The sequence below is a fragment of the Streptomyces sp. NPDC050617 genome (assembly GCF_040654795.1).
Classification (GTDB): Bacteria; Actinomycetota; Actinomycetes; order Streptomycetales; family Streptomycetaceae; genus Streptomyces.
Genome location: NZ_JBFAIS010000023.1, coordinates 49765 through 62299 on the forward strand (window position 1 = coordinate 49765; position 12535 = coordinate 62299).

The 12535-nt window shown below is 71.6% G+C and carries 13 protein-coding genes; 6 read left to right on the top strand and 7 right to left on the bottom strand.

Translation table 11 applies throughout. The features are described 5' to 3' along the window. Positions 1-314: 314 nt before the first annotated feature. From AB0I49_RS27115 to AB0I49_RS27130, 4 genes are all read left to right on the top strand, one after another. Positions 315-782, top strand: coding sequence for a GntR family transcriptional regulator (locus tag AB0I49_RS27115; protein ID WP_363229711.1), 468 nt, complete (start codon positions 315-317; stop codon positions 780-782). After that, positions 779-1705: an ABC transporter ATP-binding protein gene (locus AB0I49_RS27120; protein WP_363229712.1), complete on the top strand. Its 927-nt coding sequence runs from the start codon at positions 779-781 to the stop codon at positions 1703-1705. Before AB0I49_RS27115 ends, AB0I49_RS27120 begins: the two co-directional genes overlap by 4 nt. Further along, positions 1702-2652, top strand: a complete 951-nt coding sequence (locus AB0I49_RS27125; protein ID WP_363229713.1) for a transporter — start codon at positions 1702-1704, stop codon at positions 2650-2652. The genes AB0I49_RS27120 and AB0I49_RS27125 overlap by 4 nt, the downstream gene beginning before the upstream one ends. 135 nt (positions 2653-2787) lie before the next feature. After that, positions 2788-3549 carry a class I SAM-dependent methyltransferase gene (locus AB0I49_RS27130; RefSeq protein ID WP_363229778.1) on the top strand — a complete coding sequence of 254 codons (762 nt, stop codon included), beginning with the start codon at positions 2788-2790 and terminating at the stop codon, positions 3547-3549. 147 nt (positions 3550-3696) lie between these two features. Here AB0I49_RS27130 and AB0I49_RS27135 read toward each other — a convergent pair whose 3' ends face one another. Together AB0I49_RS27135 and AB0I49_RS27140 are read right to left on the bottom strand one after the other, a co-directional pair. Beyond that, on the bottom strand, positions 3697-4782 hold the full coding sequence (locus AB0I49_RS27135; RefSeq protein WP_363229714.1) for a P1 family peptidase: 1086 nt from the start codon (positions 4780-4782) through the stop codon (positions 3697-3699). A 107-nt stretch (positions 4783-4889) separates the two neighbouring features. Continuing rightward, positions 4890-6032 carry a low temperature requirement protein A gene (locus tag AB0I49_RS27140; RefSeq protein WP_363229715.1) on the bottom strand — a complete coding sequence of 381 codons (1143 nt, stop codon included), beginning with the start codon at positions 6030-6032 and terminating at the stop codon, positions 4890-4892. A gap of 253 nt (positions 6033-6285) precedes the next feature. On the opposite strand from AB0I49_RS27140, the gene AB0I49_RS27145 reads away from it, so the two are divergent. Beyond that, positions 6286-6465: a hypothetical protein gene (locus AB0I49_RS27145; protein ID WP_363229716.1), complete on the top strand. Its 180-nt coding sequence runs from the start codon at positions 6286-6288 to the stop codon at positions 6463-6465. Between the two features lie 98 nt (positions 6466-6563). Here the strand turns inward: AB0I49_RS27145 and mscL are convergent, their stop codons facing one another. Continuing rightward, positions 6564-7073, bottom strand: a complete 510-nt coding sequence (mscL, locus tag AB0I49_RS27150; RefSeq protein ID WP_363229717.1) for a large conductance mechanosensitive channel protein MscL — start codon at positions 7071-7073, stop codon at positions 6564-6566. Between the two features lie 318 nt (positions 7074-7391). On the opposite strand from mscL, the gene AB0I49_RS27155 reads away from it, so the two are divergent. Further along, positions 7392-7598, top strand: a complete 207-nt coding sequence (locus AB0I49_RS27155; protein WP_363229718.1) for a hypothetical protein — start codon at positions 7392-7394, stop codon at positions 7596-7598. A gap of 143 nt (positions 7599-7741) precedes the next feature. On the opposite strand, the gene AB0I49_RS27160 is transcribed toward AB0I49_RS27155, so the two are convergent. From AB0I49_RS27160 to AB0I49_RS27175, 4 genes are all read right to left on the bottom strand, one after another. Next, complete coding sequence (locus AB0I49_RS27160) at positions 7742-8575, bottom strand: S-methyl-5'-thioadenosine phosphorylase (protein ID WP_363229719.1); 834 nt, start codon at positions 8573-8575, stop codon at positions 7742-7744. A gap of 85 nt (positions 8576-8660) precedes the next feature. Further along, on the bottom strand, positions 8661-9044 hold the full coding sequence (locus AB0I49_RS27165) for an FmdB family zinc ribbon protein (protein WP_363229720.1): 384 nt from the start codon (positions 9042-9044) through the stop codon (positions 8661-8663). Between the two features lie 66 nt (positions 9045-9110). Further along, complete coding sequence (locus AB0I49_RS27170) at positions 9111-10424, bottom strand: MFS transporter (RefSeq protein WP_363229721.1); 1314 nt, start codon at positions 10422-10424, stop codon at positions 9111-9113. Between the two features lie 177 nt (positions 10425-10601). Continuing rightward, positions 10602-12389, bottom strand: a complete 1788-nt coding sequence (locus tag AB0I49_RS27175; RefSeq protein WP_363229779.1) for a potassium/proton antiporter — start codon at positions 12387-12389, stop codon at positions 10602-10604. Between the last annotated feature and the right edge of the window lie 146 nt (positions 12390-12535).

Here is a 12535-nt window from a genome sequence, read left to right on the forward strand (position 1 = left end):
CGTCGGTCCGCCGAACGATCCATCGGTCCTCTTCGAGCCCCGTGCCGCCTGTCCGTAGTCCGACAGGCGGCACGGGGCTCGTCGCATTCCGCCCGCATTCCGTCCGCATTCCGTCCGCATTCCGTCCGCGCTCCGCCCGCATCCCGCCCGCGCTCTGCCCGCGCTCCGTCCGCGCTCCGCAGGCGGCGGGATTTGACGAGGTCGGCGCCTATCCGCATCATTCCACTAACAGGTTAGTGAAACGACGTTGGCCGGGCGAGGCACGAGTGGCTGCGCGCCGTGCGAGTGCGAGGCGAGAGGCGGGAGGCGGACATATGCAGACCATCGCGTTCCGCATCGACCGGCGCAGCGGCGTCGCCGCCTACCAGCAACTCGTCAACCAGGTCCGCCAGGCGCTGCGGCTGGGGATGCTGGAGCCCGGCGACCGGCTGCCGACGGCCAAGGACGTGGTCGCCGCCCTCGCGATCAACCCCCACACCGTGCTCAAGGCGTACCGCGAACTGGAGCGAGAGGGCCTCGTCGAACCTCGCCCCGGCCAGGGCACGTTCGTCAAACGCTCGCTCTCCCGCCCCGAGGCCGCGCCCGACGCCCCGCTCCGTACGGAACTCGCCGACTGGACCCACCGCGCCCGCGAGGCCGGACTCGACCGCGACGACATCGCCGCGATGACCGGGGCCGCCCTGGACCGGAGCTACGGCCCGCCCCCGCCGCCACCCGCGCCCGGCTCCCTCGCGGGCGCGAGCACCACCCTGCACCCGGCGTCTCTGGAGGAAGCCACGTGACCGATCCGACCGCCCCCATGGCGCTACGGGCGACGCGGCTCGGCCGGAAGTTCCGGAGCGGCTGGGCACTGCGCGACTGCGCGTTCGAGCTTCCCGCGGGCCGCATCACGGCCCTCGTCGGCCCCAACGGGGCCGGCAAGAGCACGCTGCTGCATCTGGCGACCGACCTGCTCCGGCCCACCACCGGCGAACTGCGGATCTTCGGCGCGGCCCCCGGCACCGCCGAGGCCCGCGACCGTACGGCCTTCCTCGCCCAGGACAAGCCGCTCTACCCGCGCTTCTCCGTCGCCGACACGCTCCGCTTCGGCCGCGAGTTCAACCGCACCTGGGACCAGGCCACTGCCGAACGCATCGTCCGCGCGGGCGGCATCGACCTCCCCACCCAGGTCGGCACCCTCTCGCAGGGCCAGTGCACCCGCATCGCCCTGGCCCTCGCCCTCGGCAAGCGGCCCGAACTGCTGCTGCTCGACGAGCCGCTCGCCGACCTCGACCCGCTCGTACGCCACGAGGTCATGGGTCTGCTGATGGCCGAGGCCGCCGAGCGTGGCATCACCGTCGTGATGTCCTCGCACGTCCTCTCCGAACTGGAGAACGTCTGCGACCACGTGCTCCTCCTCAAACACGGCGGCGTCCGGCTCGCGGGCGACGCCCAGCGACTGCGCGACTCACACGCACTGATCACCGGCCGCGCCCACGACGGCGCGGACGACGGCCTGCCGCCCGAAGTGGACCGCGCCACGGTCGTCGAGACCGCCCTCACCGGCCGCCAGGTGACGGCCCTGGTCCGCGAGCCCGACCTCGTCGACCGGCGGTGGGTCACCGAAACCCCCTCCCTGGAAGACCTGCTGCTCGGCTATCTCCGCGCCCCCGTCCCGCCCGCGCCCCGCACCGCCCCCGGCTGCCCGGCCGAGGAGGCGGCATGAGGGGAGCCCACTGGCTCGCCTGGCGGCAGCAGCGCACCCTGATCCTCGTCGCGACGCTCACCCTGCTCGCCTGCTCGGCGTATGTCTGGTTCCGGCGCACGGAGATGCTGGCGTTCATCGACGATCACCACATCACCATCTGCAAGGGCTGGAACGGCGGCTGCGGCACCCAGGCCACCGAGCGGCTGCTGCGCGACAACAGCGACCCCATCCGCGCCCTCGCCACGCTGAGCATGGTCTTCCCCGCTCTCATCGGCGCCTTCTGGGGCGCGCCCCTGATCGGCCGCGAGCTGGAGAACGGCACCTTCAGGCTGGCGCTCACCCAGGGCGTCGACCCCCTCCGCTGGTTCGCCGCCCGCTTCGGCCTCGCCGCCCTGTGCGCGGTCGTCAGCTCCACGGTCCTCGCGGCCCTCGTCGCCTGGTGGTGGTCGCCGATCGCCAACATGCTCGACGGCCCGTACTGGTACGACGGCTACATCTTCAACGCCACCGGCCCCGCCGCCATCGCCTGCGCCCTCTTCGGCCTCGCGGCCGGCACTGCGGCCGGACTGCTGACGCGTCGCATGCTGCCCGCCATGGGCATCGCCCTGGCCTCGGTCGCAGTGGTGCGGCTCGCCCTGACCTTCGTCCGCCCCGACTGGCTGTCGCCCACGGCCCGGGTCACCCCCGGCATGGTCCCCAAGATCCCGGTCGGCAGCGCCTGGTCCACGGGCCAGTTCGGCTACATCAAGCCGTCCGGAGCGGAGGAAGGGATCATGAACTGCCCCTACTCCGGCGCCGAACTGAAGCAGTGCATGGCCGAACACGGCTATGTGGCGCGCTTCCACAAGGTGCACCCCAGCAGCGACTTCTGGCCCCTCCAGTGGATCGAGACGGCCATCCTGCTGGGCCTGGCACTCGCGCTGACCGTCCTCACCATCCGCTGGCTACGCGCCAGACACGTGTGACGAGCAGCCCCCTTTCCCTATCCCTTCTCCGCCCATACCGCCCTCACCTGCCGCATTTCATCCCTTGTTTCCCACTGTCCCCACCGTCCCCCGCCGTCCCCTACGGAGGTCAGACCCGTGGCGTCATCGAAAGCCATGCTCAAAAACCGCACGAGCCTCACGCACAAGGTGCGTTACGCGGTGAGCAACCCGGCCCGCATCGCCCCCTATCTCAAGCGCACCGCCCGCGACAGCTGGCTCCGCGTCAAGCACCCCAACCACGTCGACTACTACCGCGCGGTCATGGCCTCCGACACCAGCCGCAACCCCGAGGCCGCCGTCGGCAGCCAGACCCACGACCGGTGGCTGGCACTCGGCAAGATGCAGTTCGACTACCTCAGCGAGCACGGGCTGACCCCCGCCCACCGCATGCTCGACATCGGCTGCGGCAACCTCCGCGCGGGCTGGCGCTTCATCGACTACCTCGACCCGGGCCACTACTACGGCATCGACATCTCCCCCGACATCCTCATATCCGCCAAGCAGACCCTCACCACGTACGGGCTCCAGAACAAGCTCCCGCACCTGACCATCACCCAGAACCTGACCCTGGACTTCCTCCCCGACGACCACTTCGACGTCGTCCACGCGCACAGCGTCTTCTCCCACTCGCCGATCTCCGTCATCGAAGAGTGCTTCGCCCACGTCGGCCGCGTCCTGGCCCCCGGCGGTTTCTTCGACTTCACCTTCGACCGCACCGAAGGCGCCGAACACCAGGTACTGCGCGAGGACTTCTACTACCGCACCGAGACCCTCGTCGCACTGGCAGAGAAGCACGGCCTGCGCGGCCGGTTCATGGACGACTGGGAGACCCGCAAGCACGGCCAGTCGAAGATCCGGATCGACCAGCCGAAGTAAGGGTCGCGGGCTGGGGGAGGGGAGGGAAGGCAGAGGGGGGAGGGGAGACCGGAGAGGAGAGGGGACGGAGGGGGAAGGGGAGGGACCAGCGGACCGCCCCCCCCGTCAGCCCCCAGCCCCCGCCCCCCACCCCTCCGACCTCCCCTCTCAGGCTCCGTACAACTCCCGGTAGGAGGGGAAGCGCCCGCCCGGCCCGTCCACGCTCTCCGCTGCGAGCGCCGCCTTGACCACCGATCGCGTTACGACGTCCGCGCCCGCCGCGAGGATGTCGTTGAGCGCGCCCGCCTCCAGGTGGACGCCGAACGCCGGGTCCGTGCCCTCCGGCAGCAGCGGCCGATCGCCCGTCGCCAGGGCGAACACCGTGTCCCCGTCGGACAGCAGATGCACGGGCCGCACCGCCCGCGCCAGCCCGTCATGGGAGGTGCCCGCGAGCTTCTGGGCCTGGGCGCGGGTCAGGACGGCATCGGTGGCGACGACGGCGAGAGTGGTGTTGAGCGGCGGGTGAGCGGACGCCGCCGAACGCCGCGCCGACTCCTCCTTCGCCTCGGCCAGCGCCCGGTGCGCGGCGGCCAGCCGCTCCTCGGGCGGATAGGCGACATGGCCGTCGTAGAGCTGCGCGTACAACACCCCCGTCAGCGGATCGACCAGCGAACCGGCCGCGTTGACCACCGCCAGCGCGGCCACCGTCACCCCCGACGGCAGGACGGTGCTCGCCGACCCGACGCCGCCCTTGAGCCCGCCCGCCACCGCGCCCGTGCCCGCGCCGACGCAGCCCAGGGCGACGGGCGCGCCCAGTTCCGTACGGGCCGCCGCCGCGACGGCCTCCCGCCCGAACCCGGCGTCCGGGCGGGCCCGCCAGTCGCCGCCGCGCCCCAGGTCGAACAGGGCCGCGGCCGGTACGACCGGCACCACCTGCGCCGGGTCCGGGCCGACCCGGAAGCCGCGGCCCTGCTCCTCCAGCCAGGCCGCCACCCCGGACGCGGCATCCAGCCCGAAGGCGCTGCCGCCGCTCAGCACCACCGCCTCGACGCGCTGCACCAGATTGCGCGGATCGAGCGCATCGGTCTCCCGTGTCCCCGGCCCGCCGCCGCGTACGTCCACGGCGGCCACCGCCCCGCCCTCGGGGGCGAGCACGACCGTGCTGCCGGTCAGCCATCCGTCACCGGTCCGCTGCGCGTGCCCGACCCGCAGGCCGCGCACATCCGTGAGGGCATCTGTCAGAGCGTCAGTCATGGCAGCCATCCGTATCACGCAGGCACGGCCCGCTGTAGTGGGCGCTGTAGGGGGTGCCGTCATGGGTGCGGTGATGGGCGCCGTGGTGGGGGCGGGGCCCGGCCGCCTTATCCGGCCTCGGCCGGATTCCGCTGGTCGAGCAGCAGCCCGACCCCCACCGTCAGCGCGCACACCACCCCGGCCAGCAGCACCGCCGCCGACCCCGCGAAGGTGCATAGGAGGACCAGCAGCGCGGCCACGGGCAGTACGAGCTGCTGTGTGCGGGTGACCTTGTAGTGCCGTGAGTGCAGCAGCCAGACCGTGATCATGAAGATCGCGGCGGGCACCGTCACCGCGGCGGACGCGGCGGCCGTCGAGATGTGCGCCTTGCCCACCGCCTCCTCCACCGCGACCTCGATGCCCGCGCCGATCGCCGCCGCGGACCCGAAGACGAAGTAGTGGCCGTAGCCCCAGGGGAGCGCCTCCCGGTTGGTGTTCAGATGGCTGTGGATGGGCACGGCGAAGTAGATCCACCAGGCCGCGAAGACGATGAGCAGCCCACCGGCCGCGATGGGCAGCAGCTCGCCCAGCGCGTCGTTCTCGTCGACGGCCGACTGCACGGCGATCGTCCCGGCCGAGATCGTCTCGCCGAGGACGATGATCGTGAACAGGCCGTACCGCTCGGCGATGTGGTGCGGGTGCCAGGCCGTCCGGTGGCGCCGCTCCGCGACGACCGGCACCGCCAGCTCCGCCACGACCAGCACCAGGAACAGCCACTTCTTCGTATCGCCGGGCGCGAAGAGCAGCGCGATCCAGCCGACCTGGCAGATCGTGAGCCCCGTCGCGTAGAGCCGCGCGGTGCGCCGCGCCTCCCCGGTCTCGGAGTGCGCCGCCCGCAGCCACTGCGTCGTGAGCGCCAGCCGCATCGCGATATAGCCGATGACGGCGACGGTCCAGTCGTTGTCGTCGAAGGCGCGCGGCACCCCGGCGGCATAGACCTGCACGCCCGCCATCTGCACCAGGGTCAGCACCCGGTACGGGACGTCGTCGCAGTCGTAGGCGGAGGCGAACCAGGAGAAGTTCATCCAGGCCCACCAGATGCCGAAGAAGACGAAGAGATACCCCGTGACCCCGGTCCCCGTGTGGCCCTCGGCGAGGGCGTGCACCAGCCGGGTCCCCGCCTGGGCCACCGCGACCACGAAGCAGAGGTCGAAGAGCAGCTCCAGGTTGGTGGCGGCGCGGTGCTCCTCGTCGCGGCTGCGTGCCGTCATTCTCCGGACCAGGCCGGAGGCCCGGCTCACCGGAGACGGCGGAGAGGTGGAGGGGCCTTCGGGCGCGGGGGAGTGTTCGCTCATCGGATGCGTGCCTCTTGGGTCGTGCGGCGGGGACAGGCGGCGCGTACCGCGGGGTCAGCTTGTCATGCACATCGGCTGTATCCCGTGATCCGGGCGCGTCGGCCGCATGGCGCGCTCCCCGTGGCGGAGCCCCGCCGCCGCTCCCGCGTCCCGGCCGTACCCTGGAACCATGAGCACCGCCCCCGCGCCGCGCGACCCGAACCCCGCCCTGGTCTTCGACGACCCGCTGGCGCAGCAGTCCGCGGACGATACGGACCAGGGCTGGGGCGAGCGGGCCCCGGCCGGCAGCGGCGACAGCGCCGCCGACCTGGCCCGCTTTCTCGACGAGAAGCCGCCCCACCACCTGTGAGGCCGTAGCCGCCCGCGAAGCCCCCGAGCTTCCGGCCGCCGCCCCGCCGACTGCCGCCCCGCCGACTGCCGCCCCGCCGGGCGGCGGCCAGGGCGGTGCTAGTTCTGCGACGTCTGCGAGTTCTGTGACGCGTGCGTCTTCTGCTGCGTGATGTGCTCCGCGGCGGAGCCATTGCGCTGGGCGATGAGGGCGTCGCGGATCTCCGCCAGCAGCTCGACCTCGGTCGCCGCCGCCGGGGTGTCGTCCACCGGCTTCTTGGCGTCCTGCCGCGCCTTCCACTTGTTCATCGGAAGGATCATGAGGAAGTAGACGACGGCCGCTGTGATCAGGAAAGTGATCGCGGCGCTGATCACCGAGCCCCACAGGATGTAGACGCCGTCCGTGTACTCGCCGCCCTTCTTCACGCAGGTGGTGAGGCAGGTCGAGTACTGATCCAGATTCTGGGTGCCGAAAGCGCCGATGATCGGGTTGATAACGCCCTTGACCACGGCATTGACGATGTTGGTGAACGCAGCGCCGACGACGACGGCAACCGCGAGCTCGATCACGTTGCCGCGCATCAGGAATTCCTTGAAGCCGCCAAGGACTCCTGTCTTGTTCTCGCTCACCGAGCAGCCTCTCTTTGCACGCGTCATTCCCGGAACAATTCGCTCCGCAACATAGGACAGGGTGAGGGAGGGCTGTCCAGTCGAGCAACTCGAAGCAGTTACCCCTCAGCGCGTGCGTACGGATATGGGCGGCGTTCAGCGCGGGGCCATGGCTGGGCACGACGTCACCGCCCCGCCGCGTCGGAAGCGCCGGAGGCGCCTGAAGCAGCGCCGGGAGAGTCTGAAGCAGCACCGGGAGGGCCTGAAGCAGCGCCGGAAGTGTCCGGGGCGTCGGCGGGGGCGCAGGAGGCGGCTGCTCCCGCGCCCGGATCGAGCCCGGTGACCGCCAGCGCAGCGGCCGCGGCCGCCAGCGCCAGCCCCGCGGACACGGCCCGCCGCCGGCGCCGCAGCGCCCGCCGCAGCCGGTGGCCGCCGCGCCCCATGCGGACCGGGGCGAAGGCGGGCACCGCGCACGGCGGGGGAGTGGAAGGGAAGGTGAGCGAGGTGAACGACGACGAGGTGAACGACACGGCAACCACCGCCTGACCTGGGAAACTGGGCCGGAACACGCACCACGATGACGTGTTCCGGCGCATTCCGCTCAGGGCTGTGGACTACTCGCCGGTTGTGGAAAACCTCACCACTCGCGAGGGTGTCGAGCGGGGGTCAAGAAAGGCGCGAGGAAGGGATCAAGGAAGCTGAATTCCGGTTTCCAGGCCGTCCAGGGCCGTCGCGCACAGACACCCGCGCTCGGCCGTAGCGGGCAGCGCGCTCACCGCGTCGAACAGCACCTCGCGCAGCCGCCCCACGTTCTTCCCGAAGACCCGCAGCACTTCCTCGTGCGAGACGCCCTCGCCCGTCTCGGCCCCCGCGTCCAGGTCCGTGACCAGCGTCAGCGAGGTGTAGCAGAGCCCCAGTTCACGGGCGAGCACGGCCTCGGGGTGCCCGGTCATGCCGACCACCGACCAGCCCTGCCCCGCGTACCAGCGCGACTCGGCCCGGGTGGAGAAGCGCGGCCCCTCGATCACGCAGAGCGTCCCGCCGTCCACCGGCTCCCAGTCCCGCCCGCGCGCCGCCGCGACGGCCGCCTGCCGCCCGGCGGGGCAGTACGGGTCGGCGAAGGAGAGGTGCACGACGTTCGGCGTGCTGCCGTCGGCCAGCGGCTCGCCGTCGTAGAAGGTCTGGGTGCGCGACTGCGTACGGTCCACGAGCTGGTCCGGTATGAGCAGCGTCCCCGGCCCGTACTCCGGGCGCAGCCCGCCCACCGCGCACGGCCCGAGCACCTGGCGCGCGCCGACGGAACGCAGGGCCCACAGGTTGGCGCGGTAGTTGATGCGGTGCGGTGGCAAATGGTGTTCGCGGCCGTGCCGTGGCAGGAAAGCGACCTTCCGGCCCGCGATCTCGCCGAGGAAGAGCGAGTCGCTCGGCGGTCCGTAGGGAGTATCGACCGTGATCTCGGTCACGTCGTCCAGGAAGGAGTAGAAGCCCGACCCGCCGATGACCCCGATTTCTGCGTTCGCCATGGCGATCACAGTAGCCCGCGCCGGGCACGCCGAGGACCCCGCCGGAGGAAACCGGCGGGGCCCTGGAGGAAAGCGAACGCGGGCGTCAGGCCGCGGAGCTGCTCGCCGAGCCGCTCGACGACTTCGACGAGGACGTGGAGGCCCCGGACGAGGACGAGGAGGACGACGAAGACGACGACGAGGAGGAGTCCGAGGACGAAGAAGAGGAAGCGGAGGAGCCGCTGTCGCTCTTGCCCGAGGAGTCCCCGGAGCCGGACGCGCCCGCCTTCGCCGGCGTGCTGCTGGACGACGAGCCGCGGCTGTCGTTCCGGTAGAAGCCGGATCCCTTGAAGACGATGCCGACCGCCGAGAACACCTTCTTCAGGCGTCCCTCGCAGTTCGGGCACACGGTAAGGGCGTCATCGGTGAATTTCTGCACCGCCTCGAGGCCCTCGCCGCACTCGGTGCACTGGTACTGATAGGTCGGCACTTGCTCCTCCTGGCACTCTCACTCGATGAGTGCTAACGACGCTCCATAGTGCAGTATTCCGGCCGTTCAGTCCACTGAGACGGCCTCGCGGTGACCGACCCCACGTTCCGGCCCGGCGGCGACGCGCGCGCCGTCGTCCTCCGTCGCGAGGTGCCGGCGCAGTGCGAACAACACCAGAACCGCCAGTCCCGTACCGCCCAGGGGCACCAGGAATCCGGCCTTGGAGCCGCCCGCGTCCACGAGCTGGCCGCCGACCGTCGCGGCCAGCGCCTGCCCCAGCGCCACCGCGCCGGTCAGCCAGGTGAATGCCTCCGTGCGGGCAGTCGCCGGAACCAGGGACTCCACCAGGGTGTAGCCGGTGATCAGCGCGGGCGCGATGCACAGCCCGGCCAGCAGCCCGACCCCGCCGAGCAGCGGCGCCGAGTGCAGCGCCCACAGCGGGGACGTGGCCAGCACCAGCAGCGGATAGGCCGTCAGCAGCCGCCGCTGCGGGGTGACCTTCCAGGCGATGGCGCCGCAGACCACGCCCGCGATCATGTTGCCGGCCGCGAACGTCCCGTACAGCAGGCCGTTGATGCCCGGCTGCCCGATCTCCTGCGTGAACGCGGTCAGCGAGACCTGCATGCCGCCGAAGACCGACCCGATGCCGAGGAAGGTGATCACGAGCACCCGCACGCCCGGCACGGAGAGCGCCGACGTGCGCCCCTCGGCCTCGCCGGAACCGCGCGGGTTCGGCGCGGGCTGAGTGCGCCGCTGGAAGGCGAAGAGCAGCCCGCCGACGAGCGTCAGGGACGCCTCCGCGACGAGCCCGGCGGCCGGGTGCACACCGGTGCACAGCGCCGTCGTCAGCACCGGCCCGATCACGAAGGTGAACTCGTCGGTGACCGACTCGAAGGCCGCCGCCGTCGGCATCAGGGGCGAGCCGTCCAGCTTCGCGGCCCACCGCGCCCGCACCATGGGGCCTATCTGCGGTACGGACGCACCGGCCGGCACGGCGGCGACGTACAGCGCCCACAGGGGCGCGTCGAGCAGTGCCAGCGCCGTCAGCAGGGCGATCGCCGAGGCGTGCACGACCACTCCGGGCAGCAGCACCGCGCGCTGCCCGAAGCGGTCCGCGAGTTTGCCGCTCTGCGGGGCGAACAGGGCCATGGAGACGCCCGCGGTCGCGGACACGGTGCCCGCGAGGAAGTACGAACCATTGGTGTGCTCGACCAGCAGCAGGATGCCGATGGTGAGCATCGCGAACGGCTGCCGGGCCAGGAACCCGGGCAGCAGGAACGTCCAGGCGCCGCGCGTGCGCAGCAGCTGTCCGTATCCGGGACGGGGCGGTGGACCTGCGTCGGGCCGCTCCTGGGAGCGGTCGGTGACCGTGGTCGCCACGGTCCGGGCCTTTCTGCCGCCTGGTAGCGCGCCACCACGCGGAGGGCCTCCACGGAGCGCGCCGAGAGCTGTCCTCTCGTGCGGGACCGTGGTAGATGCCGGTTCGGCCGCCTTGTGGTGCGCGGCCGCGGCCGCCGTGCGGTCGCGCCAGCCCTGCTTCAGGCAGAGTTGGGTTGGTTATTGCCGTTTCATGTTACCCATGGCCTTCCCCGGTGGTTTCCCGGACGGTTTTCCGCCGGGTTTCGCGGCCGTGCTGCCTCCCGATCCGGTCGCTTTGTCCCCCGGCCCCGTGGCCTTGCCCGACGAGGCCGAGGAGCCCGACGAGCCTGACGTAGCCGAGGAGCCCGACGAGCCCGGCGGTTTTCCGGCCACCGCCCCCGTCACCCTGCCTCCGGGCCCCGGCGGCTTCCCGGCGGTTCCGCCCGCCTTCCCGGTGGCTCCGCCGGTCTTCCCGGCCGTACCTCCCGTCTTCCCGGCCGCTCCCGACGGCTTCCGTGCCGCGTTCCCCGCGGGGCCGCGGCCCGGTCCGCCCGTGGTGCCCAGCCAGCCGGCCAGCTTGCCGCCCTCGCCGACGGCCCGCAGCCGCTGCTCGGCCTTGTCCCGCACCGGGTCGGTGGCCACGACCAGCAGCTCGTCGCCGCGCCGCAGCACCGTCGAGGGCAGCGGCACGAAGCTGGTGCCGTCCCGTACGACCAGGGTGACCGCGGCCCCGGCGGGCAGCCGCAGCTCGGCGACCTCCACGCCGTGCATCCGCGAGTTCTCCGGGATGGTCATGGACAGCAGATGGCCGCGGAGCCGCTCCAGCGGCGCGGACTCGATGCCCAGGTCCTTGGCCTCGTCGTCGCGGAGCCTCAGATGCCGGGCGAGCCAGGGCAGGGTCGGGCCCTGCACCAGGGTGTAGATGATCACCAGGATGAAGACGATGTTGAACATCCGGCGGCTGTCGGGCACCTCCGCCACCATGGGGATGGTGGCGAGCACAATGGGCACCGCACCGCGCAGCCCGGCCCAGGAGAGCAGTGCCTTCTCCGGCCAGGGTGTACGGAACGGCGCCGTGCTCAGGAAGACCGACACCGGCCGGGCCACCACCGTCAGCACCAGCCCCACCACCACCGCGGGCAGGATGTCGTCGCCCAGCTCGTGCGGGGTGACCAGCAGGCCGAGCAGGACGAACATGCCGATCTGCGCTATCCAGCCGAGTCCCTCGGCGAAGCCGCGGGTGGCGGGCGAGTGCGGCAGTTTGGCGTTGCCGAGGACCAGGGACGCGAGGTAGACGGCGAGGAAGCCGGAGCCGTGCCCGATCGAGCCGCCCGCGTAGGCGGTGAACGCGATGGCCATGACGGCGATCGGATAGAGGCCGGAGGCGGGCAGGGCCACGTGCCGCAGGCCGTACGCGCCGAGGAAGCCGACCGCGAGGCCGATGGCGGCGCCGATGGCCAGCTCCAGGGCGATGTGGCCGATGAGCAGGTACCAGTGCTCCACCGGTCCGGCGGTGGAGAACGCCACGACCAGGATGACCACGGGCGCGTCGTTGAAGCCGGACTCCGCCTCCAGCACACCGGTGAGGCGGGAGGGCAGCGGAACGTTGCGCAGGACGGAGAAGACGGCCGCCGCGTCGGTGGAGGACACGACCGCGCCGATGATCAGCGCCTGCCGCCACTCCATGCCGGCCAGGTAGTGGGCGGCGGTCGCGGTGACGCCCACGCTGACCGCGACGCCGAAGGTGGAGAGCACGGCAGCGGCCGGCAGCGCGGGCTTGATCTGCTTCCACTTCGTGCCGAGGCCGCCCTCGGCGAGGATCACCACGAGGGCCGCGTAGCCGATGACCTGTGTCAGACCGACGTCGTTGAAGACGACACCGATGCCGTCCTGGCCTATCGCGACGCCGATGCCCAGATATATGAGCAGGCTGGGGAGCCCGCTGCGGGATGAGACCCGGACCGCTGCCACGGCTGAGAGCAGCACGAGGGAGCAGATCAGCAGGAGTTCGTTGAGGTGGTTGACAGTCAGGGGCCGGACCTTTCTCGTGCTTTTCACGCCATATCGGCCGGAACTGCTCCCCGGACGACCGGTAACTTCATTGCCTTGCCTAATATTTTACGGGTTCTTAA

Bases quoted from the DNA above. Each gene is read 5' to 3' on its own strand.
- AB0I49_RS27115 (WP_363229711.1), top strand. From the start codon at position 315: ATGCAGACCATCGCGTTCCGCATCGACCGGCGCAGCGGCGTCGCCGCC.
- AB0I49_RS27125 (WP_363229713.1), top strand. From the start codon at position 1,702: ATGAGGGGAGCCCACTGGCTCGCCTGGCGGCAGCAGCGCACCCTGATC.
- AB0I49_RS27130 (WP_363229778.1), top strand. From the start codon at position 2,788: ATGCTCAAAAACCGCACGAGCCTCACGCACAAGGTGCGTTACGCGGTG.
- AB0I49_RS27135 (WP_363229714.1), bottom strand. From the start codon at position 4,782: ATGACTGACGCTCTGACAGATGCCCTCACGGATGTGCGCGGCCTGCGG.
- AB0I49_RS27140 (WP_363229715.1), bottom strand. From the start codon at position 6,032: ATGACGGCACGCAGCCGCGACGAGGAGCACCGCGCCGCCACCAACCTG.
- AB0I49_RS27145 (WP_363229716.1), top strand. From the start codon at position 6,286: ATGAGCACCGCCCCCGCGCCGCGCGACCCGAACCCCGCCCTGGTCTTC.
- AB0I49_RS27160 (WP_363229719.1), bottom strand. From the start codon at position 8,575: ATGGCGAACGCAGAAATCGGGGTCATCGGCGGGTCGGGCTTCTACTCC.